This is a genomic window from Streptomyces sp. NPDC111628 (genome assembly GCF_055635195.1).
This window is the reverse complement of record NZ_JBVKBZ010000005.1, coordinates 749932-774167: the sequence shown is the minus strand read 5'-3', so window position 1 is coordinate 774167 and position 24236 is coordinate 749932. Positions and strand designations below refer to the sequence as shown.

Annotated in this window: 22 protein-coding genes and 1 pseudogene; 14 read left to right on the top strand and 9 right to left on the bottom strand. The window is 72.7% G+C overall.

The window, feature by feature from the left end; translation table 11 throughout:
- Window positions 1–4: 4 nt before the first annotated feature.
- Entirely contained in the window at window positions 5–1798 is a 1794-nt protein-coding gene (locus tag ACZ7MF_RS29410; protein WP_471481155.1) for a BACON domain-containing protein, read from the bottom strand.
- A gap of 714 nt (window positions 1799–2512) precedes the next feature.
- Between ACZ7MF_RS29410 and radA the strand changes: the two genes are divergently transcribed.
- Together radA and disA are read left to right on the top strand one after the other, a co-directional pair.
- Window positions 2513–3922, top strand: a complete 1410-nt coding sequence (radA, locus tag ACZ7MF_RS29405) for a DNA repair protein RadA (protein WP_011028928.1) — start codon at window positions 2513–2515, stop codon at window positions 3920–3922.
- 81 nt (window positions 3923–4003) lie between these two features.
- Window positions 4004–5128: a DNA integrity scanning diadenylate cyclase DisA gene (gene disA / locus ACZ7MF_RS29400; protein ID WP_271319621.1), complete on the top strand. Its 1125-nt coding sequence runs from the start codon at window positions 4004–4006 to the stop codon at window positions 5126–5128.
- Between the two features lie 36 nt (window positions 5129–5164).
- On the opposite strand, the gene ACZ7MF_RS29395 is transcribed toward disA, so the two are convergent.
- Complete coding sequence (locus ACZ7MF_RS29395; protein ID WP_471481152.1) at window positions 5165–6016, bottom strand: hypothetical protein; 852 nt, start codon at window positions 6014–6016, stop codon at window positions 5165–5167.
- 186 nt (window positions 6017–6202) lie between these two features.
- On the opposite strand from ACZ7MF_RS29395, the gene ACZ7MF_RS29390 reads away from it, so the two are divergent.
- From ACZ7MF_RS29390 to ACZ7MF_RS29365, 6 genes are all read left to right on the top strand, one after another.
- Window positions 6203–7129, top strand: coding sequence for an HhH-GPD family protein (locus ACZ7MF_RS29390; RefSeq protein WP_115742725.1), 927 nt, complete (start codon window positions 6203–6205; stop codon window positions 7127–7129).
- A gap of 291 nt (window positions 7130–7420) precedes the next feature.
- On the top strand, window positions 7421–7954 hold the full coding sequence (locus tag ACZ7MF_RS29385) for a SigE family RNA polymerase sigma factor (RefSeq protein ID WP_003975479.1): 534 nt from the start codon (window positions 7421–7423) through the stop codon (window positions 7952–7954).
- A complete protein-coding gene (locus ACZ7MF_RS29380) occupies window positions 7942–8619 on the top strand; it encodes a hypothetical protein (RefSeq protein ID WP_356859535.1) in 678 nt (225 codons plus the stop codon). The genes ACZ7MF_RS29385 and ACZ7MF_RS29380 overlap by 13 nt, the downstream gene beginning before the upstream one ends.
- Window positions 8620–8750: 131 nt before the next feature.
- Window positions 8751–9455 (top strand): two-component system response regulator CseB, encoded by a 705-nt coding sequence (cseB, locus tag ACZ7MF_RS29375; RefSeq protein ID WP_471481148.1) that lies wholly within the window; start codon window positions 8751–8753, stop codon window positions 9453–9455.
- Between the two features lie 16 nt (window positions 9456–9471).
- A complete protein-coding gene (gene cseC / locus ACZ7MF_RS29370) occupies window positions 9472–10989 on the top strand; it encodes a two-component system sensor histidine kinase CseC (RefSeq protein WP_471481146.1) in 1518 nt (505 codons plus the stop codon).
- A gap of 124 nt (window positions 10990–11113) precedes the next feature.
- Entirely contained in the window at window positions 11114–11959 is an 846-nt protein-coding gene (locus tag ACZ7MF_RS29365) for a phosphotransferase (protein WP_471481144.1), read from the top strand.
- On the opposite strand, the gene ACZ7MF_RS29360 is transcribed toward ACZ7MF_RS29365, so the two are convergent.
- Window positions 11913–12479: a YrhB domain-containing protein gene (locus ACZ7MF_RS29360; RefSeq protein ID WP_471481142.1), complete on the bottom strand. Its 567-nt coding sequence runs from the start codon at window positions 12477–12479 to the stop codon at window positions 11913–11915. The two genes, ACZ7MF_RS29365 and ACZ7MF_RS29360, sit on opposite strands and share 47 nt — an antisense overlap.
- Window positions 12480–12517: 38 nt before the next feature.
- The gene (locus tag ACZ7MF_RS29355; RefSeq protein WP_398328361.1) at window positions 12518–12970 is read right to left on the bottom strand and encodes an Lrp/AsnC family transcriptional regulator; all 453 of its coding nucleotides are present in this window, start codon (window positions 12968–12970) and stop codon (window positions 12518–12520) included.
- A 119-nt stretch (window positions 12971–13089) separates the two neighbouring features.
- On the opposite strand from ACZ7MF_RS29355, the gene ACZ7MF_RS29350 reads away from it, so the two are divergent.
- Together ACZ7MF_RS29350 and ACZ7MF_RS29345 are read left to right on the top strand one after the other, a co-directional pair.
- Entirely contained in the window at window positions 13090–13725 is a 636-nt protein-coding gene (locus ACZ7MF_RS29350; protein WP_471481233.1) for a LysE family translocator, read from the top strand.
- A gap of 10 nt (window positions 13726–13735) precedes the next feature.
- Window positions 13736–14197 carry a GNAT family N-acetyltransferase gene (locus tag ACZ7MF_RS29345; protein WP_471481140.1) on the top strand — a complete coding sequence of 154 codons (462 nt, stop codon included), beginning with the start codon at window positions 13736–13738 and terminating at the stop codon, window positions 14195–14197.
- Window positions 14198–14215: 18 nt separating this feature from the next.
- Here ACZ7MF_RS29345 and ACZ7MF_RS29340 read toward each other — a convergent pair whose 3' ends face one another.
- Together ACZ7MF_RS29340 and ACZ7MF_RS29335 are read right to left on the bottom strand one after the other, a co-directional pair.
- Entirely contained in the window at window positions 14216–14407 is a 192-nt protein-coding gene (locus tag ACZ7MF_RS29340; RefSeq protein ID WP_471481138.1) for a DUF397 domain-containing protein, read from the bottom strand.
- Window positions 14373–14840: pseudogene (locus tag ACZ7MF_RS29335) on the bottom strand (DUF5753 domain-containing protein); the annotation flags it as partial. The pseudogene ACZ7MF_RS29335 and the gene ACZ7MF_RS29340, both read right to left, overlap by 35 nt.
- Between ACZ7MF_RS29335 and ACZ7MF_RS29330 the strand changes: the two are divergent.
- Complete coding sequence (locus ACZ7MF_RS29330; RefSeq protein WP_471481234.1) at window positions 14779–15006, top strand: ATP-binding protein; 228 nt, start codon at window positions 14779–14781, stop codon at window positions 15004–15006. The pseudogene ACZ7MF_RS29335 and the gene ACZ7MF_RS29330 overlap by 62 nt on opposite strands.
- A 30-nt stretch (window positions 15007–15036) precedes the next feature.
- Here ACZ7MF_RS29330 and ACZ7MF_RS29325 read toward each other — a convergent pair whose 3' ends face one another.
- Together ACZ7MF_RS29325 and ACZ7MF_RS29320 are read right to left on the bottom strand one after the other, a co-directional pair.
- Window positions 15037–15369 carry a glyoxalase superfamily protein gene (locus ACZ7MF_RS29325; protein ID WP_471481136.1) on the bottom strand — a complete coding sequence of 111 codons (333 nt, stop codon included), beginning with the start codon at window positions 15367–15369 and terminating at the stop codon, window positions 15037–15039.
- 111 nt (window positions 15370–15480) lie between these two features.
- Entirely contained in the window at window positions 15481–17079 is a 1599-nt protein-coding gene (locus ACZ7MF_RS29320) for an MDR family MFS transporter (protein WP_471481134.1), read from the bottom strand.
- 159 nt (window positions 17080–17238) lie between these two features.
- On the opposite strand from ACZ7MF_RS29320, the gene ACZ7MF_RS29315 reads away from it, so the two are divergent.
- On the top strand, window positions 17239–17826 hold the full coding sequence (locus ACZ7MF_RS29315; protein ID WP_471481132.1) for a TetR/AcrR family transcriptional regulator: 588 nt from the start codon (window positions 17239–17241) through the stop codon (window positions 17824–17826).
- 73 nt (window positions 17827–17899) lie between these two features.
- Here the strand turns inward: ACZ7MF_RS29315 and ACZ7MF_RS29310 are convergent, their stop codons facing one another.
- A complete protein-coding gene (locus tag ACZ7MF_RS29310) occupies window positions 17900–18586 on the bottom strand; it encodes a M23 family metallopeptidase (RefSeq protein WP_356859556.1) in 687 nt (228 codons plus the stop codon).
- A gap of 398 nt (window positions 18587–18984) precedes the next feature.
- Here ACZ7MF_RS29310 and ACZ7MF_RS29305 point away from each other — a divergent pair, with 398 nt between their 5' ends.
- Both ACZ7MF_RS29305 and ACZ7MF_RS29300 read left to right on the top strand, forming a co-directional pair.
- Entirely contained in the window at window positions 18985–21573 is a 2589-nt protein-coding gene (locus ACZ7MF_RS29305; RefSeq protein ID WP_471481130.1) for an NACHT domain-containing protein, read from the top strand.
- A gap of 9 nt (window positions 21574–21582) precedes the next feature.
- A complete protein-coding gene (locus ACZ7MF_RS29300) occupies window positions 21583–24168 on the top strand; it encodes an NACHT domain-containing protein (protein WP_471481128.1) in 2586 nt (861 codons plus the stop codon).
- The last annotated feature ends 68 nt before the right edge of the window (window positions 24169–24236 follow it).

Below are 24236 nucleotides of genomic sequence, written 5' to 3'. Positions count from 1 at the left end.
CGGTCTACGAGTCCGACGGGCTCGGGGCGCCGCTGTCACTGTTGCTCGGTGGTGGGGACGAGCCGTCCGTGCCGCCGGTCGGGGACGGTTCGTTCGTCGTCGGGTCCGGGTCGGGCGGCGTCGGCGACGGGTCGCCGGTGGGCGTGGGGTCGGGCGGCTGCGACGTGGACGGTGACGGGTCCGGGTCACCGCCCGGGTGGGACGGGGACGACGTGTCGTCCGGCGGGCCGGGGCGCGGGTCCGCCGGACGGGACGGGGCGGGCGCGGTGCCGTAGCCCTTGATCGCCACGACGGCGCCGGCGGGCGAGACGGCCACCCGTGCGCTCCACCGGCCGGACGGCTCGCGCAGGTGGTCGACGTACACCCTGAGCGTCACGGCCTCGCCGGGGCGCAGGGTCCCCGAGGACTGGCTCAGGTAGAGCCAGGAGGCGCCGACGGACGCGGACCAGTGCACCGGGGCGTCGCCGGTCGCGGTCAGGGTGACCAGCGTGGTGTCGCCGTCGTGGCCCGCCGTCACGTCCAGGTGACCGGCTCCCTTCCCGCCGGTGCCGGAGACGCCGACGACCTCCACGGAGACGTCGGCCTCGCCCTTCTCGCCGAAGCCGGTGCCCGGGGTGGTGCTCGCGTTGCCGGCGTTCTCGTACCCGTAGGCGCCGCCCGCCGACTCGCCTTCCAGGGCGTCCGGGTCCTGCGCCTCGCTGGCGCTGGCCGAGCGGCCCTCCTCGCCCTCGACGACCGGGGTGCCCCGGTAGGCCGCCCACAGGGCGAGTACCGGGGCGGCCACGACGGTGGCGACGACGGTGGTGGTGACGGCACGGGCGCGCAGCCGGTCCCGGCGGGCCGCGCGATCCTTGGGGTCCATGGGGAAGCCGCGCCGGTCGAAGCGGGGGGCGGCGCCCCGCGCGCGCGGGGTGTGGGCCAGGGCGACGTGCAGTGCGGTGCGGGGGGCCTCCAGGACGGGCAGTTCGGCGGGGGTGACGCTGGTGCCGGGCCAGCGGCCGGGGATCGCGCGCTCGGCGGTCCGGCGGCAGCGCGGGCAGTCGTCGACGTGCCGGACCAGCTCGCGGCGCAGGGCGCTGCTGAGGACGTAGCGGTTGTCGCCGGTGAGGCGGGCGACGCCCGCGCAGGTGCCGGTCTCCACGACGGCCAGGGCGGCTCGGGTGCGTTCCACCTCGCAGGCGGCCGAGGCGAGCAGTTCCCTGGTGGCGGCGAGGTCCGTGCCGAGGACGGCGGCGACCTCGTGGGGGGCGAGGTGGTGGCGCACGGCGAGTTCGAGGGCCTCGCGCTGCTCGGGGCTGGTGCCGGCGGCCTCCGGCCAGGCGAGCAGGGCGAGTTCGCTGCGGTGGCGCTGGTGGGTCTCGTCGGTTGCGGGCGTGCTGGGGGTGGGGGCGGTGGGGGGAGTGGTGGTGGGGCGAGTGGTGGTGGGGGTGGGGCGGCCCGCCGCGTGGCTGCTCGGACGTTTCTGCTTGGCCTCGGCCAGCTTGCGCAGGCAGGCCCAGCGGGCCAGCGCGTACAGCCAGGCCCTGCGGTCGGCCGCGGGGCCTGGGCCGCGGTGGCCTCGGCGCTCGGCGACGGCGAGGGCGTCGCCGAGGGCGGCGGTCGCGGCGTCGTGGTCGCAGAGCACGGACAGGCAGTACGTGAACAGGCCGTCCAGATACGCGTCGTACGCGGCGTAACGCGCGGGTGGGCGCTGCGCCGGCGGCTGCGCCAGGGCCCTTGCCGCGGTGCGGTCACGCGCTTCCCGGTGCGCCCGGTGTGCGCCGGTCGTGCGGGTCGTGGTTTCCGGACTGCTCCTCATCACTCGGCGACCGTAGGGGGCTATGGGTGGCGCGAACTGGCGCGTTGGGCACTTTTAATCCGTACGGGTGAAACGATCCCTCATAAGGGGACAGGAAGCCGTTCTTCCGTGGCGGGGGCGGTGCCGGAGTCGTCCGTTCGGGGTGCCTGCGGCGGCCTGTGCGGGTTCGGTGGGGGTGCGCGTAGCGCGGTGCGTGCGGTGGGTGGGTCGGGGCCGCGCCGGGGGGTGTCCGTCCTCGGAACGGCGCGGAATCGGTCACTTGAAAAGGCTCGACGCGTTGACGCGCCAACCGCTGCGGGCGGACACCCCCCGACACGACCCCTTCTCGCCGTACGCGGCCGCGGCCCGCCGTCCTCCGGCGCCCCGTCCCGCCGTACGCGGCCGCGGCCCGCCGTCCTCCGGCGCCCCATCCCGCCGTACGCGGCTCTCCCGCCGCGTCGCCACCGCCCAGCTGCGCGCCGTCCCATCCCCGCCGCCGCAGCGCGCCGCCGCCCCCGGCCGCCGCTGCCGGCAGTCGCCGCCGCCCCCGCCGCAGCTGCGGGCAGTCGTGCCGCTGGGGCGGCACGGGTGGGCGCAGCGGCACCCCGCAACGCCGGGCCGCGTCACGCCTCGCGCCCACGCCCACGCCGGGCACCGGGTGCGACGCCGGGCCACCCCGGGGGCCGGGGACGGACCGCGAGGTCGGTTGTCAGTGGGGGCGGTTACCGTTCGTGCATGGCTGCCCGTACGAAGTCCGCCAAGGAACGGCCGTCCTACCGCTGCACGGAGTGCGGCTGGCAGACGGCCAAGTGGCTCGGCCGCTGCCCCGAATGCCAGGCCTGGGGCACGGTCGAGGAGTACGGCGCGCCCGCCGTGCGGACGACCACGCCGGGGCGCGTGACCACGTCCGCGGTGCCGATCGGCCAGGTCGACGGGCGTCAGGCGACCGCCCGGTCCACCGGCGTGCCCGAGCTGGACCGGGTGCTCGGCGGCGGTCTGGTGCCCGGCGCCGTGGTGCTCGTCGCGGGTGAGCCGGGCGTCGGGAAGTCCACGCTGCTGCTTGACGTGGCGGCCAAGTCCGCGAGCGACGAGCATCGGACGTTGTACGTCACCGGTGAGGAGTCGGCCAGCCAGGTGCGGCTGCGGGCCGACCGGATCCACGCCATCGACGATCATCTGTATCTCGCCGCCGAGACCGACCTCGCGGCGGTGCTCGGGCACCTCGATGCCGTGAAGCCGTCGCTGTTGATCCTGGACTCCGTGCAGACCGTCGCCTCGCCCGAGATCGACGGCGCCCCAGGTGGCATGGCGCAGGTGCGGGAGGTGGCGGGGGCGCTGATCCGGGCCTCCAAGGAACGCGGCATGTCCACGCTGCTGGTGGGCCACGTCACCAAGGACGGGGCCATCGCGGGACCGCGGCTGCTGGAGCACCTCGTGGATGTCGTGCTGCATTTCGAGGGTGATCGGCATGCTCGGCTGAGGCTCGTGCGGGGGGTCAAGAACCGGTACGGGACGACCGACGAGGTCGGCTGTTTCGAGCTGCATGACGAGGGGATCACGGGGCTTGCCGATCCCAGCGGGCTCTTTCTCACGCGGCGGGCCGAGCCGGTGCCCGGTACCTGTCTGACCGTCACCCTGGAGGGGCGCCGGCCGCTGGTCGCCGAGGTGCAGGCGCTGACCGTGGACTCGCAGATCCCGTCGCCGCGGCGTACGACCTCGGGGCTCGAGACCTCGCGGGTGTCGATGATGCTGGCCGTGCTCGAGCAGCGCGGGCGCATCAGTGCGCTGGGGAAGAGGGACATCTACAGTGCGACGGTGGGCGGGGTGAAGCTCTCCGAGCCGGCCGCCGACCTCGCCGTCGCGCTGGCGTTGGCGAGTGCGGCCAGCGACACTCCGCTGCCCAAGAACCTCGTCGCGATCGGCGAAGTCGGGCTCGCGGGCGAGGTGAGACGGGTCACGGGGGTGCAGCGCAGGCTCTCCGAAGCGCATCGGCTGGGCTTCACTCACGCCCTGGTCCCGGCCGATCCGGGCAGGGTCCCTGACGGTATGAAGGTCCTGGAAGTCGCGGACATGGGGGACGCCCTGCGGGTGCTTCCGCGCTCGCGTCGGCGAGAGGCCACACGGGAGGAGGAGGACCGCCGGTAGACTTTGCCCTGGTCTCGCCCGTCCGTACGACCGAGTGTGCGACACGGGAGGGCCGGAAGAACCTGCGACCGGAGGAGTGCAGTGGCAGCCAACGACCGGGCAGCAGCTCCCGGAAAGTCCGGTGGGAGTGCCGGTGCCGATGGCCTGATGCGCGCCTCACTGAGCGCCGTGGCGCCCGGCACCTCCTTGCGCGACGGCCTGGAGCGGGTCCTGCGCGGCAACACCGGCGGTCTGATGGTGCTGGGTTCCGACAAGACCGTCGAGTCGATGTGCACGGGCGGTTTCGTGCTGGATGTCGAGTTCACCGCGACCCGGCTGCGCGAGCTGTGCAAGCTCGACGGCGGCATCGTGCTGTCCTCGGACCTGTCGAAGATCCTGCGGGCGGGGGTGCAGCTTCTTCCGGATCCGACCATTCCGACGGAGGAGACCGGTACCCGGCACCGGACTGCCGACCGGGTCAGCAAGCAGGTCGGGTTCCCCGTCGTGTCGGTGTCGCAGTCGATGCGGCTGATCGCCCTGTACGTGGACGGGCAGCGGCGGGTGCTGGAGGATTCGGCCGCGATCCTGTCGCGGGCCAATCAGGCGCTGGCGACCCTGGAGCGGTACAAGCTGCGCCTCGACGAGGTCGCGGGCACGCTGTCGGCGTTGGAGATCGAGGACCTGGTGACGGTGCGGGACGTCTCGGCGGTCGCGCAGCGGCTCGAGATGGTGCGCCGGATCGCCACCGAGATCGCCGAGTACGTGGTGGAGCTGGGGACGGACGGGCGGCTGCTGGCGCTGCAGTTGGACGAGTTGATCGCCGGTGTGGAGCCGGAGCGCGAGCTGGTCGTGCGGGACTACGTGCCCGAGCCGACCGCCAAGCGGTCCCGTACGGTCGACGAGGCGCTGGCCGAGCTGGACAAGCTCAGCCATGCCGAGCTGTTGGAGCTGTCCACGGTGGCGCGGGCCCTGGGGTACACCGGGTCGCCCGAGACGCTGGACTCCGCCGTGTCGCCGCGCGGGTTCCGGCTGCTGGCCAAGGTGCCGCGGCTGCCGGGCGCGATCATCGACCGGCTGGTGGAGCACTTCGGTGGTCTGCAGAAGCTGCTCGCGGCGAGTGTGGACGACCTCCAGACGGTGGACGGCGTCGGCGAGGCGCGGGCGCGCAGCGTGCGGGAGGGGCTGTCGCGGCTGGCGGAGTCGTCGATCCTGGAGCGTTACGTCTGACGCGCGGCGGGCCCGAGGGGGCGGCCGCGCGTCGTGTCAGTCGTTCTTGAGGACGAAGGACGTCTGGACCTTCTCGAAGCCGGGCGCCTTGGCCTCCACCAGGTAGGTGCCCGCCTTGGCCGAACCCGCCGGCGGCGTCCCGCACTCGGGGGCGCTGGGCTTGCGGTCCCACTTGGTGGTGTAGGTGATGCCGCTGCCCGCGGCGACCCGGTAGCGCAGGCTGCCCGTGCCCTTGACGCAGTCGTCCGAGGCCCAGTACGCGTCCTCGCCGTCGGCCGGGGTGATGGTGAACACCGCGTTCTTCGGGCCGAGATCGACCTTGCAGTCGCTGCCGGACGTGTTCCGCGCGGTCAGTTCGAACGCGGGGGTCTGTCCGGGCGAGTAGCTGTTGCGGACGCTGCGCAGGCTGAACTTCAACGCGCCGGGCGTGCAGTTGGGCAGGCCCGACCCGGCCGGCAGCGCGTCGCCCGCGCCGACGCCGGTCACCGCGCCGCCCCCGCCGCCTCCGGCACTTCCCGACCCGGCCGATCCGCCGCCGGACGCTTCGTCGCCGGACCCGGACCCGGAACCGGAACCGTTGCCGGAGCCGTCGCCGCCGGAACTCGTCCCGGAACCCGAGCCGTTGGAGTCGCCGCTCCCCGACTCGTCGCGGCCGCCCGGCGCCTGGCTGATCGCCGGGCCGGACCCCGAGGGGCCCGGAGTGATCGACGGTGCCGGGTTCTTGCCGTTGGCCCCGTCCTCGCGGCCCTTGCCGCCGTCCCCGCCGCCGGAGACCACGATCCACGTGATCAATAGCGCCAACAGGGCGAAAAGAGACAGCAGTACGGCCCTCCGTCGCCAGTAGATGGTGGAGGGAAGCGGCCCGACCGGATTGCGCAGAGATCCCACGGCGCAAACTGTACGAGAGATCGGCGCGTTCCCTTGTCCCACCCGCCGTTTGGGCCCGCAACTTTTACGGATCATCATTCCGGAGACCGTTCCGGAGCCCCCGTCGGCGACCGGATGACGTCCGCGACGGTCTCCGGGTGGCGGTGTTCCCGTACGGCGGTCCTCCCGTGGCAGGATCGGAGGGACATGACTGCGCCCACGAAGCCCTCGCCAGGCGGACCCTCCGACCCCGCCGCGTCCGGTGTGCCGCTGCACGCCCCCGTCATCGACTGGTTCGACGAGCACGCCCGCGATCTGCCGTGGCGGCGCCCCGAGGCCGGTGCCTGGGGTGTGATGGTCAGCGAGTTCATGCTCCAGCAGACGCCGGTCAGCCGCGTCCAGCCCGTCTACGAGCAGTGGCTGGCCCGCTGGCCGCGCCCCGCCGACCTCGCCGCGGAGGCGCCCGGCGAAGCCGTGCGCGCCTGGGGCCGGCTCGGCTACCCGCGCCGCGCCCTGCGCCTGCACGGCGCGGCGGCGGCCATAACGGAACGGCACGGCGGCGACGTGCCCGCCGACCACGCCCAGCTGCTGGCACTGCCCGGCATCGGCGAGTACACGGCCGCGGCGGTCGCCTCCTTCGCCTACGGCCAGCGGCACGCCGTGCTGGACACCAACGTCCGCCGGGTCCTCGCCCGCGCGGTCACCGGTGTGCAGTACCCGCCGAACGCCACCACCGCCGCCGAGCGGAAGCTGGCGCGGGCGCTGCTGCCCGAGGAGCAGGCGAGTGCCGCCCGCTGGGCCGCCGCCTCGATGGAGCTGGGTGCGCTGGTCTGCACGGCGAAGAACGAGTCGTGCCACCGCTGCCCAATCGCGGCCCAGTGCGCCTGGCGGCTGGCCGGCAAGCCTGCCCACGACGGTCCGCCGCGGCGCGGGCAGACGTACGCGGGCACCGACCGGCAGGTGCGCGGGCGGCTGCTCGCGGTGCTGCGGGACGCGGCCGGGCCGGTGCCGCAGGCGGCCCTCGACCAGGTCTGGCAGGAGCCGGTCCAGCGGGCCCGCGCCCTGGACGGTCTGGTGGCCGACGGTCTGGTGGAGCCGCTGGCGGACGGTCTGTACCGGCTGCCGCTGAGCTGACGCACAGTCTGCTTGCCTCTGTGACGGCTCCGGCGGCATCTCTGTGACAGGCCCTCTGCCGGACAAATCGCCCGATGTCGTTATCAAGTGGGCTGCCGATTTACCCGGTTCCTACTTCCGTTACACAACCGACGGACAGCCGAGGGTTTGCCGCAGGCTGCATCGCACAGCGCCGTGACAACGCTTCCCTACCTTCGTTTGTGTGCCCCCCGGGCACAGCACGACTACGGACCACAGGCAGTGGGCCGGCGGTGACCACCGTCGGAGTACGGGGATCGGAAGGCGGTTGACATGGGCGAGGTGCTCGAGTTCGAGGAGTACGTCCGCACCCGGCAGGACGCGCTGCTGCGCAGCGCCAGGCGCCTGGTCCCCGACCCCGTCGACGCCCAGGACCTGTTGCAGACCGCGCTGGCGCGGACCTACGGGCGCTGGGAGACCATCGAGGACAAGCGGCTGGCGGACGCCTACCTGCGCCGGGTGATGATCAACACCCGGACCGAGTGGTGGCGGGCGCGGAAGCTGGAGGAGGTGCCGACCGAGCAGCTCCCCGAGTCCCCCATGGACGACGCCACCGAGCAGCACGCGGACCGCGCCCTGCTGATGGACGTCCTGAAGGTGCTCGCCCCGAAGCAGCGCAGCGTCGTCGTGCTGCGACACTGGGAGCAGATGTCAACGGAGGAGACCGCCGCCGCCCTCGGCATGTCGGCGGGAACGGTCAAGAGCACGCTGCACCGGGCGCTCGCCCGGCTCCGCGAGGAGCTGGTCGCCCGCGATCTGGACGCACGGGCGCTGGAGCGTGAGGAGCGGGAGCGTTGCGCGGCCTGACCGACGGTCGGACACCCGGGGGGACCCGGAGAACCACGCAGGCGGCGAGTACGGCGGTGGCCGTGTTCGTCGCCCTCGGCGTTTCCCTGTCCGGCTGCGGGACCGGGGGCACCGGCGCCCGGGACGAGGGGCCGGCCCACGCGGACGCGGTGGGCGGCGCGGGCTCCTCGTCCCCCACGCCCGCGGCGAAGGCGTCCCCCTCGAAGGCCCCCGACCGCGTCGACGCGGTACGGCTCGTCAAGGCCGACCCCAAGGTGTCCCCGGAGGTCAAGCGCGAGCTGAAGCCGTGCGTCGCCGACGAGTATCCGATCGACGTGTCGTACGGGAAGGTGACGGACGGCTCGGCGGACGACGTCGTGGTCAACGTACTGACGTGCGGTGACGCGGTGGGTGTGGGCAGTTACGTGTACCGCGAGGAGGACGGCGCGTACCAGAATGTGTTCAAGGCCGAGGAGCCCCCGGTCTACGCGGAGATCGACCGCGGCGACCTGGTGGTGACCAAGCAGGTGTACGACAAGGGCGACCCGGTGTCGAGTCCGTCCGGCGAGAACGTGATCACGTACCGCTGGGCGTCGGACCGGTTCACCGAGGAGTACCGCACGCACAACGACTACAGCAAGGCCGCGGGCAACGCGCCCACCCCGGCTCCGGAGCCGGACAGCTGAACCGTCGGCCGCCCCGACCGGCGTGAACCGACCGGGCCGCTCGCACCGATGACCCAGTGAGCGCGGTACGCGTACCGGCGGCCCGTTCGACCGTTCGACCCGACCACACCCTGAGGACTGAGAGCACCGGGATGGCAGATCAGACCCACGTCCTGTTCGTCGAGGACGACGATGTCATCCGCGAGGCCACCCAGCTCGCCCTCGAGCGGGACGGCTTCGCGGTCACCGCGATGCCCGACGGACTCTCCGGCCTGGAGTCCTTCCGGGCCGACCGTCCCGACATCGCCCTCCTCGACGTCATGCTCCCCGGCCTCGACGGCGTCAGCCTGTGCCGCCGGATCCGGGACGAGTCCACGGTGCCGGTGATCATGCTGTCCGCGCGGGCGGACTCCATCGACGTGGTGCTGGGCCTGGAGGCGGGCGCCGACGACTACGTCACCAAGCCGTTCGACGGGGCCGTCCTGGTCGCCCGGATCCGGGCGGTGCTGCGGCGCTTCGGGCACGCGGGCGGCGGCGACCGGTCGGAGGCGGCCGACGCCGCGGGCAACGGGGGCGTGCTCACCTTCGGCGACCTGGAGGTGGACACCGACGGCATGGAGGTGCGCCGGGCCGGGCGGCCGGTGGGGCTCACGCCGACCGAGATGCGGCTGCTGCTGGAGTTCTCCACCGCGCCGGGCACCGTCCTCTCGCGCGACAAGCTGTTGGAACGGGTGTGGGACTACGGCTGGGGCGGGGACACCCGGGTCGTCGACGTGCACGTGCAGCGGCTGCGCACCAAGATCGGCCAGGACCGGATCGAGACGGTCCGCGGCTTCGGCTACAAGTTGAAGGCCTGAGCGGGGATACAGGGATATGCGGGGGTTCTTCCGACAACGCCGGAGCGTCTCGCCGCCGGGGCACCCGTACGACCGCACGGGGCCCGGCGGTCACGCGGGGCCCGGCGAGCACACGGGATCCGGTGAGCAGGCGGGACCGGGCGAGCGTACGCGCGGCATCGGTGTGCGCGGGCTGCGTGCCCGGGGTATCCGCACCGGGCTGCGCTGGAAGCTGAGCGCGGCCATCGCGCTGGTCGGTGCGCTGGTGGCGGTCGCGCTGAGCCTGGTCGTGCACAATGCCGCCCGGGTGTCGATGCTCGACAACGCCCGTGACCTCGCCGACGACCGGGTCCTGATCGCCCAGCGCAACTACGAGCTGTCCGGGCGGCAGAACTTCCCCAACGCCCAGATCGACGACCCCGCCCTGCCCCCGGAGCTGCGCCGCAAGATCGACGCGGGGCGCCGGGCCACGTACGTCTCCGAGCGGCCGGACGGAGTGACGGACATCTGGGCGGCCGTGCCGCTCAAGGACGGGCATGTGATGTCCCTGCACTCCGGTTTCACCGACCGCAGCGCGGACATCCTCAGCGACCTGGACCAGGCCCTGGTCATCGGTTCCATCGCGGTCGTCCTCGGCGGCAGCGCGCTGGGCGTGCTCATCGGCGGTCAGCTGTCGCGTCGGCTGCGCGAGGCCGCCGCCGCGGCGAACCGGGTCGCGGGCGGTGAGGCGGACGTCCGGGTGCGGGACGCCATCGGCGGCGTCGTGCGGGACGAGACGGACGACGTCGCGCGTGCCGTGGACGCGATGGCGGACGCCCTGCAGCAGCGCATCGAGGCCGAGCGCCGGGTCACCGCGGACATCGCGCACGAGCTGCGCACCCCGGTCACCGGTCTGCTCACGGCCGCCGAGCTGCTGCCGCCGGGCCGGCCGACCGAGCTGGTCCTCGACCGGGCGAAGGCGATGCGCACCCTCGTCGAGGACGTCCTGGAGGTGGCCCGGCTCGACGGGGCCTCGGAGCGGGCCGAGCTGCAGGACATCATGCTGGGCGACTTCGTGTCCCGGCGGGTCGCCGCCAAGGACCCCGCCGTCGAGGTGCGGGTGATCCACGAGTCGGAGGTCACCACCGACCCGCGCCGCCTGGAGCGCGTGCTGTTCAACCTGCTCGCCAATGCCGCCCGGCACGGCCGCTCGCCCGTCGAGGTCAGCGTCGAGGGCCGGGTGATCCGGGTCCGCGACCACGGGCCGGGCTTCCCCGAGGACCTGCTGGCCGAGGGCCCGAGCCGGTTCCGCACCGGGAGCACGGACCGGGCCGGCCGCGGGCACGGGCTCGGCCTGACCATCGCGGCCGGTCAGGCCCGCGTCCTGGGCGCCCGGCTCACCTTCCGCAACGTACGTCCGGCCGGCGCCCCCGCGCACATACCGGCCGAGGGTGCGGTCGCCGTCCTGTGGCTGCCGGAACACGCGCCGACCAACACGGGGAGCTACCCGATGCTGCCGGACCGGTCGAAGGGCGGGGCGTCGTCGTCGGCCCGGGAGACGTCCCCGAAGCGCTGACGTCCTGGGTGGGAGGGTGCCGGACGCCCTTGGCGGCCCGAAAAACCAGGGGCCGGATCGGGTCCTGTCGTGGAATGCTTCCCGCCGGGTCAGGAGTGGCCCCGCCGACATTGAGGAGGGCCACGTGGAGCCTTCGGAACTCCGCCGCGCGATCGAGGCGGGCCGGGCGACCGCTGCGGAGCTGGGTCTCGAGGCCACCAACGTGGCCGTCGTCCACGACTCGGACCGGGTCGCGCTGCGTCTGCTCCCCTGCGACGTCCTGGCGCGGGTCGCGCCCGTGGGTCATCTGGCCGACTCCGCGTTCGAGGTGGAGGTCGCCCGCCGCCTCGAAGACGTCGACGCTCCGGTGGCCGGGCTCGACCCCCGGGTCGCTCCCCGGGTCCACGTGCGGGACGCCTTCGCCGTCTCGCTCTGGACCTACTACGAGCCGTTGCCCTCGGAGATCGCGCCGACCGACTACGCCGACGCCTTCCGGCGCCACCACACCGCCCTGCGCGGGATCGATCTGACCGCCCCGCACTTCACCGATCGAGTCGCCGCGGCGCTGAGAGAGGTGAGTGACCCGGAGCGGTCTCCCGAGCTGTCCGACGCCGACCGGGCCTTCCTCGGCGACACCCTCGGCGGTCTGGGCGCGGAGATCGGCGCCGACCGGGCCGGTGACCAGCTGCTGCACGGCGAGCCGCATCCGGGCAACCTCCTCAATACGAGGAGAGGACCGCTCTTCGTGGACCTCGCCACCTGCTGCCGCGGGCCGGTCGAGTTCGACCTCGCGCACGCCCCCGAAGACGTGGGACAGCACTACGCGGGGGCCGACCAGGGTCTGATCGGCCGGTGCCGGGCCCTGAACTGGGCGATGTTCTCGGCCTGGCGCTGGCGCCGGGACGACCAGATGCCCGAGCGGGACCACTGGAGGGCGGAGGGACTCAACCGGGTGCGGGCCTCCCTCCGCGAAGGGTCCGCACCGACATGACCGGATCCACGGGCGGCACCAGCCTCACGGCGGCGACCGCCACGAGGTGCGCCGGGGCGGCGCCCGTTTTCAGGGCGGCCACGTAGTCGACGGCCTGGGCGGGGGTCAGTTCGGGAACCCTTTGACGAAGAACGCGCGAGGCGTGCACCCGTCCCCGTTCGGCCGTTGCGGCCCGCACTTCGTCGTGCAGATCGTCCACCGCGGTCCGCACGGTCTGTCCCCGGACCCGGACGCGATAGTCGTCCTCCCACGCCCCGGCCATGGCGGAGAGGACGCCGATGGTGTGCAGGCTTCCGTCGCCGCGGTCGACCAGGTAGGGCCCGTTGCCGACCGGCAGGAACCGGCGGTCCTCGGTCCGCAGGTACTCCTCGGTCGTCCAGCCGACGATCCACACCAGTTCGTGCTCCTCCACATCCGCCACAGCCATCCGCATCGGGGCGAGACCGGCCGCCAGCTCCTTCTGGTAGGTGCGCTCCAGCTCTTCTTCGACGATCCGAATCGCGACATCCCGCTCGATCACGCGTGCGGCACCTCCCCCATCTCCCGACGACTCGGGTGTCACAGCGGCAGCGGGCGGGCCTCGACCAGGTTGGCCATGACGAGGGTGGAGCTGAGGCGCTGCACGCCGGGGAGGGAGGCGAGCCGTTCGTCGTAGAGCCGCCGGTACGCCTCCAGGTCGCGGGTGACGACGCGCAGCAGGTAGTCGGGGTCGCCGAACAGCCGCTGGGCCTGGAGGACGTGCGGGATCTCGGCCACGGCCGCTTCGAAGGCGGCCACGGTCTGGCGGTCCTCGTACCGCATGGTGACGAAGACCAGCGCCTCGAAGCCCAGGCCGAGTGCGGGGGCGTTCAGTGCGGCGTGGTAGCCGGTGATCGCCCCGGAGCGTTCCAGCGCGCGCAGGCGCCGGTGGCAGGGGGAGACACTGAGGCGGACCCGCTCGGCAAGTTCGGTCAGGGTCTGCCGACCGTCCCGCTGCAGCTCGGCAAGGATCTTCCGGTCGACGTCATCCATGGGGGAAATTCTTCCATTGCCGCGGCCGAGACGGGGACATCTTGGAAGCACCTTTCGGGCAATCTTTCCTAATCTTCCTCAGGAGGAGCTGAAAGAAGTGTGAGGTGGAGACGGTGGAGATGGCCGGCATCGGGGCCTTCTGGTCGGTGTCCTTCCTGCTGGTGCTCGTCCCGGGAGCGGACTGGGCCTACGCGATCACGGCGGGACTGCGGCACCGGTCGGTACTGCCCGCCGTCGGTGGCATGCTGAGCGGATACGTCCTGCTGACCGCTGTGGTCGCCGCGGGCCTGGCGACGGCGGTCGCCGGTTCACCGACGGTGCTGACCGCGCTGACGGCCGCCGGTGCGGCCTATCTGATCTGGCTCGGCGCCACGACCCTGGCCCGCCCCGCGGCGCCCCGGGCCGAGGAGGGCGACGGCAGGGACGGCTCCGGCTCGTGGGTGGGCCGTGCGGCGAGAGGAGCGGGCATCAGCGGCCTCAACCCCAAGGCGCTGCTGCTGTTCCTCGCCCTGCTGCCGCAGTTCGCCGCCCGGGACGCGGACTGGCCCTTCGCCGCGCAGATCGTCGCCCTCGGCCTGGTGCACACGGCCAACTGCGCCGTGGTCTACACGGGCGTCGGCGCCACGGCCCGCCGGATCCTGGGCGCCCGCCCGGCCATCGCCACCGCGGTGTCCCGGTTCTCGGGCGCCGCGATGATCCTCGTCGGTGCCCTGTTGCTGGTGGAGCGGCTGCTCGCCCAGGGGGCGACACATTAGTCTGACGATCATGGCGGACTGGGGACTGCGACCGGCCTCGGCGGCGGACGTCGAGGCGGTGGCCGAGTTGCGTGCCCTGGTGCTGCGGGCGGATCTGGAGCGGCTCGGGCGGTACGACGCGCGGCGGGTGCGGCAGCGGCTGCGGGACGGGTTCGTCCCGGCGCACACCCGGGTGATCGAGGTGGACGGCGCGTTCGCCGGGTGCGTGGCGCTGCGCCCGGCCGACGACGCCCACTGGCTGGAGCACTTCTATCTGGACCCGCGGGTGCAGGGCGCCGGCATCGGTACGGCCGTGCTGCGCGAGCTGCTGGAACGGTGCGACCGCGAGGGCACCGTGGTCCGGCTGAACGTGCTGCGGGGCAGTCCCGCCCGGAGACTGTACGAACGGCACGGATTCGCCGTGACGAGCGAGGGTCCGGTGGACGTGTTCATGGTGCGAGGAGTTCCTCGCCCGGCAGGCGGACCGGGGTGAGCAGTAGCGGGCGGGTCGTTACCGCAGGCCGTCGACGAAGGACTGCCAGGCACCGGCTCCGACGGTGACGACCGGCCCGGACGGGTTCTTGCTGTCCCGGACGGGGACGACGCCGGTGGCGCAGCCGTCGGCGACTTCGACGCAGTCGCCGCCGTTGGGGCCGCTGTAGCTGGACTTACGCCACTGGGTCTCGCTCGGTCCGGTGTTCATAGCGTTCCTCCATTACGCGGGCGATCAGCGCCGCTGAGTCCTTCACGGAGAGAGCGGCTGCTTGCAAGTGAGCGTAATTGAGGTTGGCTTCTTTGATGGTCTCCGGATTGGCTGTCATGTGGCCGGACATCATGTCCTCCGTGTAGAAGACGTCCGGGTGGTCCTCGAAACGCAGGATGTTGAACGCCACGGCAAGACCGGGGTGTTCGCCGCTGGACAGCGGCAGCACTTGGATACGCATCCAGCGGTGATCGGTGAACTTCAACAGGCTGCCCAGTTGGCGCCTCATCACGGCATCGCCACCAACCGGGCGGTGGAGGACGGCCTCGTCCAGGATCACCAAGGTCAAGGGCGGCTTCTCCCAGTCGAGGATGCGCTGGCGTTCCAGTCGCGCGGCCAGCAAACTCTCCAGTTGCCCAGGCCTGCCCGAGCTGCCGGTCCCGGCGGCCGGGGACGCACTGGGCGAGGGCGGGCGGGGGCTCGTGATCGTCGCGGGTGTGACGGACCGGTGGGGTGTCACGCCGTACGCGGACGAGGGCGGCAAGACGGTGTGGTTCGAGTGCGTCAGCAAGGCCGCTCCGGCGCCGCCCCGGCGCTGATCGCCGCAGGTGTACCGAGCGGGCCCGGCCTCACTGTGTCGGCGTGCCGATCCGCAGCCGGTTGCCGTCGGGGTCGCGCAGCTCGATCTCGCGCGCCCACGGAGCGTCCTCCACCCGCACGCCGAACTCGGCGGCGACGGCATCGACGTCGCGCACGCGGAGGTAGACCAACGTGTCGGGTCGGGCATCGCCCTCGTGCTCCGACAAGAACAACCGCATCCGGCCCCGGGCGACCTCGGCGAACACCGGGAATCCCGGTTCGAAGCGGTGCTCCCACTGCTGCTCGAAGCCCAGCCGCTCGTACCAGGCGACCGCCGCCGCGGCCTCGGCGACGCGGAGAATGGGGATGACTTCCTCGTCCATGCCCCCATCGTCGCAGCAAGGCCCGACCGGGCCAGGACCACGACGAAGCCCCCGGATGACCGAAGTCACCCGGGGGCCCGGTGAGGGGAGGGCGGCAGGGCCGCCGCGAGGTCAGACGGCCTCGGTCACCGGTGCCTTCGCCGCGGCCTGGTCGCCGTCACCGTCGGCCGGGGCGTCGGCCGCCTTCGGGCCCGCGCCCTTGAGCGGGACCTCCTTCACGAAGACCGCCGCGACCAGCGCGAGGACGGCCACCGCGGAGCCCAGCAGGAACGCGGTGTGGGTACCTGAGGACACCGCGTGCTGGTAGGCGTCGCGGATCCCGGCCGGCAGCGCCTTCAGCGCCTCCGCGGTGAGCGTCGCCGACTGCTCCGTCGCCTTGGCGCCCGAGCCCGCGGCCCGCTCGGCCATGACGTCCTGGACCCGGTTGTTGAACAGCGCGCCCATGATCGCGACGCCGAAGGAGGAGCCGAGGGTGCGGAAGAGGGTGGTGGAGGAGGACGCGACGCCCATGTCCTTCATCTCCACGCTGTTCTGCGCCACCAGCATGGTGATCTGCATCAGGCAGCCCATGCCGAGACCGACGACGGCCATGTACAGGCCGGAGGTGAAGCGGGTGGTGTCGGTGTCCATGGTCGACAGCAGGTACAGGCCGACCGTCATCAGCGCGCCGCCCGCCACCGGGAAGATCTTGTAGCGGCCGGTGTTGGTGGTGACGCGACCGGCGACCATCGAGGTGACGAGCATCGCGCCCAGCATGGGCAGGAGCAGCAGCCCGGAGTTGGTGGCGGACGCGCCCTGCACCGCCTGCTGGTACAGCGGCAGGAAGAGGGTGGCGCCGAACATCACGAAGCCGACGATGAAGCCGATGACGGACATCAGCGTGAAGTTGCGGCTGCGGAAGATGTGCAGCGGCACGATCGGCTCCGCGGCCCTGGTCTGCCAGAACACGAACCCGATCAGCGCGGCGACGCCGATGCCGATCAGCTCCATGATCCGCGCGGAGGTCCAGGCGTACTCGGTGCCGCCCCAGGTGGTGACGAGCACGATGGCGGTGATGCCGATGGTCAGCAGCGCGGCACCCAGGTAGTCGATCCGGGCCTTGCTGCGCTTCTTCGGCAGGTGCAGCACGGCGCTGATGGCGACGAGCGCGATCGCGCCGAGCGGGATGTTGATGTAGAAGGACCAGCGCCAGCCCCAGTGGTCGGTGATGGTGCCGCCGACCAGCGGTCCGCCGATCATCGCCAGCGCCATGACGGCGGCCATCATGCCCTGGTACTTCCCGCGCTCCCTGGGGGGTATCAGGTCGCCGATGATCGCCATGACGCCGACCATCAGACCGCCGGCGCCGAGGCCCTGGATCGCGCGGAAGCCGATGAGCTGGCCCATGTCCTGGGCCATGCCGCTGAGCGCCGAGCCGACCAGGAAGATCACGATCGACGTCATGAACGAGCCCTTGCGCCCGTACATGTCGCCGAGCTTGCCCCACAGCGGCGTCGAGGCCGCGGTGGCCAGGGTGTAGGCGGTGACGACCCAGGACAGGTGCTCCAGGCCGCCCAGCTCGCCCACGATCGTCGGCATCGCGGTGCCGATGATCATGTTGTCGAGCATCGCGAGCATCATCGCGATCATGAGGGCGAGCAGGACGACCCGCACGCTCCTCGGCTGCTTTCCGGCGTCGGCCCCGGCCGCCGCCTCCGTTTTCTCGGCCATCTCTCCTACTCCCCCAGCTACCGCTGTGCCACTTGCCACTTACTTGCCGCCCGGCAAGTTGTCTACACTGGGAAAGGTAGGCGCGTAACTAGCCGGGCGTCAAGTAAGTTTTTCGGAAAGTGCGCGGGGCAGGAGGTGCGTAGGAGGATGGGCGGCACAATGAACGGCACCAAGCAGCAGCGACGCCGCGGGGACACCCGCCAGCGCATCCAGGACGTGGCGCTCGAGCTCTTCGCGGAGCAGGGATACGAGAAGACCTCCCTGCGCGAGATCGCCGAGCGCCTGGACGTCACCAAGGCCGCGCTCTACTACCACTTCAAGACCAAGGAAGAGATCCTCGTCAGCATCTTCGAGGACCTCTCCCGGCCGCTGGAGCACCTGATCGAGTGGGGGCGGGAGCAGCCGCACACCCTGGAGACGAAGCAGGAGATCATCCGGCGCTACAGCGAGGCGCTGGCCGGCGCGGCGCCGCTGTTCCGCTTCATGCAGGAGAACCAGGCCACGGTGCGTGACCTGCGGATCGGCGAGCTGTTCAAGCACCGGATGTTCGGCCTGCGCGACATCCTCATGGACCCCGAGGCGGACCTGGTCGACCAGGTCCGCTGCATCAGCGCGCTGTTCACGCTGCACGCCGGGATGTTCGTGCTCCGGGACCTCGAAGGCGACCCCGAGGAACAGCGTGCTGCCGTTCTCGAGGTCGCCACCGATCTGGTCACCCAGGCCCACCGGGGAGCCGCTGGCGCGTAGGGGGAGCCGCGGGCGCGTAGGGGGAGCCGCGGGCGCGTAGGGGGCGCCGTCACGGCGCCCCTGGCCCCGTCCGTCAGACGGTCACGCCCTTGCCGCGCAGGAAGGCGACCGGGTCCACGGCCGAGCCGTAGTTCGGGGTGGTGCGGATCTCGAAGTGCAGGTGCGGACCGCTGGAGTTACCGGTGTTGCCGGACTTGGCGATCGACTGGCCCGTCTTCACGATCTGGCCTATCTTCACGTTGATCTTGGACAGGTGCGCGTACTGGGAGTACGTGCCGTTGCCGTGCTTGATGACGATGGCGTTGCCGTAGGCGGGGCCGTCACCGGCGCCGTTGCCGCCGGCCTTGACCACGGTGCCGCCGTGGGCGGCGACGACGTTGGTGCCGATCGGCACGGCGAAGTCCTGGCCGCTGTGCTTGTGCGCCCACATGCCGCCGTTCTGGGCGAAGCTGGCGCTCAGCTCGTACTTCTTGACCGGGTCGACCCAGGAGGCGGCCTTCTTCTTGGTGGCCGTCTTCGTGGCGGTGGTGGACTTCTTGGCGCTCGCGGCGGCCTTCTCGGCCTTCGCCGCCTTGGCCTGCGCCGCGGCCTGGGCCTCTACGGCGCTCGCGGCGGCGGTGGTGCTGGAGGCCGCCGTGGTGCCGGTGGCGGCCGCGACCCCGGCTCCCAGTGCGACCGAGGCTCCGAGGCCTGCGGCCATCACCGCGGCGCGGGTGCGGATGGTCGTACGGGAAGAACGGGACGTGACACGCGGAAACATTCGAACCTCATGGGGACGGGTGCAGAGGAATGCCCACCGGCGGGACGCACAAGGCGCTCACCGGGCGGGCTCAACCTTGGTAACCCGGCGACCCCGAACCGCACAAAGGTGTGACCTACGACCCTATTTAGTACTTCAGAGTGAAACTTCACCACTCACACCAGAGCGGCCATTTTGGACAAAACCAGCTCAGAGCCCCGGCAAGTCCACCGCCACCCGCTCCGTTATGTCCGTTTTCGTAGTTCTTGTGGCGGCCACTATTCCCCGTAGTACACGGCAATCGGCCTGTGCGGCACATCACCGGCGGCCGTGATCGAAGAGCCGGTGAATGTGACGGGGGCTACTCCCGTCCCGGCTAACCCGCCCCCCGCACAAGGGGGTTCACCTAGGCTCGGAACATGGTCGACGTCACAGCACTCGGGGCCCGTGTCGCGTCCAGCGCGGTCGCACCGCTCGTCAAGCGGCTCTTCGTCCGGGACGGGCCGGGAGCGGGGCTGGTGGACCGGCCGGTGCGGATATCGGCGCTGGTGTCCTTCCGGAGCGAGAAGCGGAACGTCACGCCCAAGGACGTCGACAAGATCGCCGCAGAGCTGGTCCGCAGGGCGCTGGCCTCGGCCGGACCCGGCGAGGAGCCCGTGGACGCCGCGGAGGGGGCGGCCGTCAAGGACGCCCTGGCCCGCACGCTCGCCCGGCTCGGCGAGATCACCGTCGAGGACTACGAGGCCGTCGGGCTCGGCCCCGAGCGCTTCGCCCGCGAGCTGGGCGCCGGCGTGCCCCTGGCCCCGTACGGGCTCGGCGAGGGCGGCACGCTGCTGTACGAGCGGCTGCTGCACACCGCCTCGCTGCACATCCTGAACTTCCTCACCCAGCGCTCCACCTACGTCGCCCGGCAGCTGACCGTCCAGACGCAGCAGCTGGCCCGGCTGGTCCAGGCCGTCGACGTCCTGCTGGAACGGCTGCCGTCCCAGTCGGCCGAGGACGCCGGGTTCGAGGCGCGTTACGCGGACCACGTCGCCGCCCGGTACGGCACGCTCACCATCTACGGGCTGGACGCCGGGACCCGGGAGTGGCCGCTGGACACGGCGTATCTGAGCCTGGAGGCGACGCGGCCGCGGGCGGGGCGGGACGGGCGCCGGGACCCGGAGTACGCGGTCGTGGCCGCCGAGCAGGTGCTCGCCGGTCACGACCAGGTGTTCCTGCGCGGCGTCGCCGGATCAGGCAAGACGACGCTCGTGCAGTGGCTCGCGGTCACGGCGGCCAACCGGGTCTACGACCACGGGCTGACCCACCTCATCGGACGGGTGCCGTTCGTGCTGCCGATGCGCCGGATCGTCCGGCCGGGCGCCGAGCTGCCCTTTCCCGGCGACTTCCTGCGCGCGGTCGGCTGCCCCGTCGCCGGGGAGCAGCCGCCGGGGTGGGTGGAGCGCGTCCTGCGGGCCCGGCGCGGGGTGCTGCTGGTCGACGGCATCGACGAGATCGCCGGGGACCGCCGTGCCGCCGCCCGGCGCTGGCTGCGCGAGCTGGTGCGGGCCTTCCCCGGGAACCTGTGGCTGGTCACCTCGCGGCCCTCGGCCGTACCGGAGGACTGGCTGGCGGCCGAGGGGTTCAGCGAACTGGTCCTCGCCCCGATGGGCCGCGACGGCGTCGCCACCTTCGTACGGCGCTGGCACCGGGCGGCCGAGGTGGCCGAGTCCGTCGGCGAGTCCCTGCTGGCCGCCGTGCGGAGCACCTCGGAGCTGAACGGGCTCGCCACCAATCCGCTCATGTGCGGCATGCTGTGCGCCCTGCACCGCGACCGGCGGGGCTTCCTGCCCCAGGACCGCCGGTCGCTCTACGAGGCCGCCCTGACCATGCTCCTGGAACGCCGGGACCGGGAACGGGAACTGCACGGCTCCGACGGGGTGCGCCTCGCGTACGCCACGCAGGTGCAGCTGCTGCAGAAGCTGGCGTGGTGGCTGATCCGCAACAGCCGCCAGGAGATGGACCGCGACGAGGCGCTCGGCATCGTGGACCGGGCGCTGCCCGCGCTGAACCTGGCCGATGCCGGTGGGCAGGAGGTCTACCGCGCGCTGCTGCTGCGCTCCGGGCTGCTGCGCGAGCCCGCCGAGGGCCGGGTGGACTTCCTGCACCGCACCTTCCAGGACTACCTGGGGGCCCGGCTCGCCGTGCAGGAGATGGACTTCGACCTGCTGGTCAACCACGCCCACCTGGACGAGTGGGACGACGTGATCCTGCTCGCCCTCGCCCACGCCCGGCCGAAGGAGGCGGAGCAGATGCTGCGCCGGCTCACGGAGCTGGGAACCCCGCGCGGGACGCTGCTGGCGGCGGCCGGGCTGCGATACGCGGCCGAGGTGGCGCCGACGGTGCGGGGGCGGGTGGAGGACGGGCTGGCCACCCATGTTCCGCCGAGCACCTTCGAGGCGGCGCGGGAAGTGGCGCGGGCCGGTGGCGATCTGGTGCTGGGGCTGCTGCCCGGGCCGGAGGACGGCATCGACGACGGCACCGCGGCCAGGGTGGTGCACACGGCGGTCAGCGTGGGCAGCGAGGCGGCGCTGCAGTTCCTGTCCCGGTTCCGGGAACACACCGGCGCCGACGTGCAGGAGTTCCTCGCCACGTCCTGGAACCGCTTCGATCGGGAACAGTACGCCAGGGAGATCCTCGCGCACCTGCCCCGGCAGCGGGCCGTCGAGGTGACCACGACCGACGACCTCCACGTGCTGCGCTCGCTCGGCGGCTGGGGGCACATATTCGTCCGCGGCGCGTACCGGGTGGACGACCTGACGGAACTGGTCGTCCCCGAGCGCCTCACGCACCTGACGCTCGAGGCTCCGCACCCCGTCGAGGGGCTGGCCTGGCTCACCGCCTTCCCCCGGCTGCGCACGGTGTCGGTGCTCGCGGACCTGGACGAGGCCGTGGCCCGGCAGGTGCCGGACGGCGTGGAACTCCAGGGCCCGTTCGCCTCTTTGTCCTCCCAACCCCAGGGGTAACCCACCTTCATGGATGCCGTCGTCCGCACGCCCTCCCGTCTCGCCGCCCCCCTCGTCCACCGGCTCTTCCGCGACCCCGCCCGCCCACCGGTGTTCTCCGAACCGGTCCCCGGCCTCGTCTCCTGGCGCGGCGCCAGGGCCGCGGCCACCCCGGACGACGTCCACCGCACCGCCGCCGACCTGGTCCACCTCGCCGCCGAGCGGCATGCCGCGCCCACCGCGGAACTGGCCCCGGTCGTCGACGTCCTGGCCCGCACCCTGCTCGCCATCGCCGAGGTCGACGTCACCGACGCCGACGCCGTACGGCTGGGCCCGCAGGACTACGCGCGGCGGCTGCGGGGCGCGGTGCAGGGCGCCGACCGGGAACTGTCCCCGGACGCGGCCTGGTTCCACGACGCGCTGCTGGTGTCGGTGTGCCTGCACGTCCTGCACCACCTGGTGCGGCGCTCCGCGTACCTCCAGCGGCAACTGCCGGGGCGGGCGAGCCGGATCGCCCAGCTGGTCGACCTGGGCGACGCGGAGGCGGCGGCCCGGCAGGCCGAACGACCGGAGGCGGACGTGGCGTTCGAGGCCGAGTACGCCGAGTGGGTGGCCCGGCGGCACGGCTGGCTGACCATCGTCGGCGTGGACTTCCCCAACGCGCCCGACCGTTGGCCGCTGGAGGAGACCTACCTGAGCCTGGAGGCGGAGGAGCGCAGCGGCGGGGTGGGCGCCACCGAGGACGAGCAGCGCACCGTGCTGCTCGCGGACCGCGCCCTGGAGGACCACGACCGGGTACTGCTGCGCGGCGGCGCCGGTTCGGGCAAGACGACCCTGGTGCAGTGGCTGGCCGTGGCCGCCGCCCGGGAGGGCTCCCGGGTCCCCTTCGTGCTGCCCGTGCGCCGTTTCGCCCGCGAGGGCTTCCCGGCCCCGGACGACTTCCTGCACGCGGTCCGGCACCCGCTCGCCGACCGGGCTCCGGAGGGCTGGGTGGTGCGCACCCTGCTCGCGGGCCGGGCCCTGCTGCTGGTCGACGGCATCGACGAGGCGCCGGAGAAGACCCGCGGCGAGCTGCGCGACCGGCTCCGCCGGCTGCTGCGCGTCTTCTCCGGCAACGGCTGCCTGGTCACCTCCCGGCCGTCCGCCGTCGCCGACGGCTGGCTGTCGGGGGGAGGGCTGGCCGAGGAGGACTTCGTCGAGCTGTCCCTCGCCCCCATGTCCCGGGACCGGGTGACGCGGTTCATCCGGGACTGGCACTCGGCGGCCCGCCTCGACGAGCAGAGCCGCTCCCCCGGGCCGCGGGAACGCGAGCGGGAGCGCCGCACGCTGGACGAGTACGAGCAGCGGCTGCTGCACTCCGTGCGGATCTACCGCGAACTGCGCCAGCTCGCCACCAACCCCCTGATGTGCGGCCTGATATGCGCCCTCAACCGGGACCGGGCGGGCTCCCTGCCCAGCGGCCGCAAGGAGCTGTACGACGCCGCCCTGGAGATGCTGCTCCAGCGCCGCGACCCCGAACGGGACGTCCTGTACGCCGACGACGTGCGGCTCCAGCAGAGCACCAGGGAACGGCTGTTGCAGAAGCTGGCCCACGCCATGCTGGAGGAGGACGCCTCCGAGCTGACCCGGGAGCGGGCGGTCGGCATCCTGGACGCCGCGCTGCCCGCGATGCCCGCCGCCCGCGCGCAGGGGGACGGCGCGAAGATCTTCCGGCATCTGCTGCACCGCACGGGCCTGCTGCGCGAACGGTCGGGCGAGTCGGTCGACTTCGTCCACCGCACCTTCCAGGACTACCTGGCCGCCAAGGAGATCGTGGCCCGCGGCCGCTTCCCCACGCTGGTGGACCACGCCCACCAGTCCGAGTGGGAGGAGGTCATCCGGATGGCCGCCGCCCACGCCCGCCCCGAGGAGTGCGCCCAGTTCCTGGAACGGCTGCTGGCGCCCGCGCCGGCACTGCGCCGCCCGCAGATCAACCACCGCCGGCTGATGGCCGCGGCCTGCCTGGACCACGTCACCGAGCTCGACCCGGCCGTCCAGCGGCTCGTCCACGACCGTACGAAGAACCTGGTGCGCCCGACGACGGAGCTGGCCGCCCGGGGGCTCGGCTGGGTCGGCCCGATCGTGCTCGAGCTGCTGCCCGACCCGGGCCAGGTGCCCGACGACCGGCAGGCCCTGCTGCTCGCCTGCACCGCGACCCGCGTCCAGGACGACGCGGCCATCGACTACCTGGTCCGGCTGCGCTCCCGTGCCGCCCTGCCGGTGCGCACCGAACTGGCCCGGGGCTGGCGGCACTTCGACACCGAGCGCTACGCCCAGGAGATCATCGCCCACCTGGACCCGGACGGCCTCTACTTCCCGGTCGCCGACACCGCCGAGCTGGCGGCGCTGCGCGAGCTCGGCGGGCGTCCGCGCATCCAGGTGGCCGGGGTGATGCGGGCCGAGGAACTGCTCGCGGGCCTGCTCCCCGGCCAGCTGACCCACCTGTGGCTCAACGCGGAGCTGCCCGACACGGACGTCTCGTGGCTCTCCGGTTTCCCCCGGCTGCGGGTGCTGCGGGTCAATCCCCGGCTGCCGCGGGTGCGGAACGTGCCGGACGGGGTGGAGATCACGGCGTAGGCGCAGGCGGGGGAGCCGACTACTGCTCAGTAACCCAATCGTTGCCGTCCGGCCACTTGCTGGGGCAA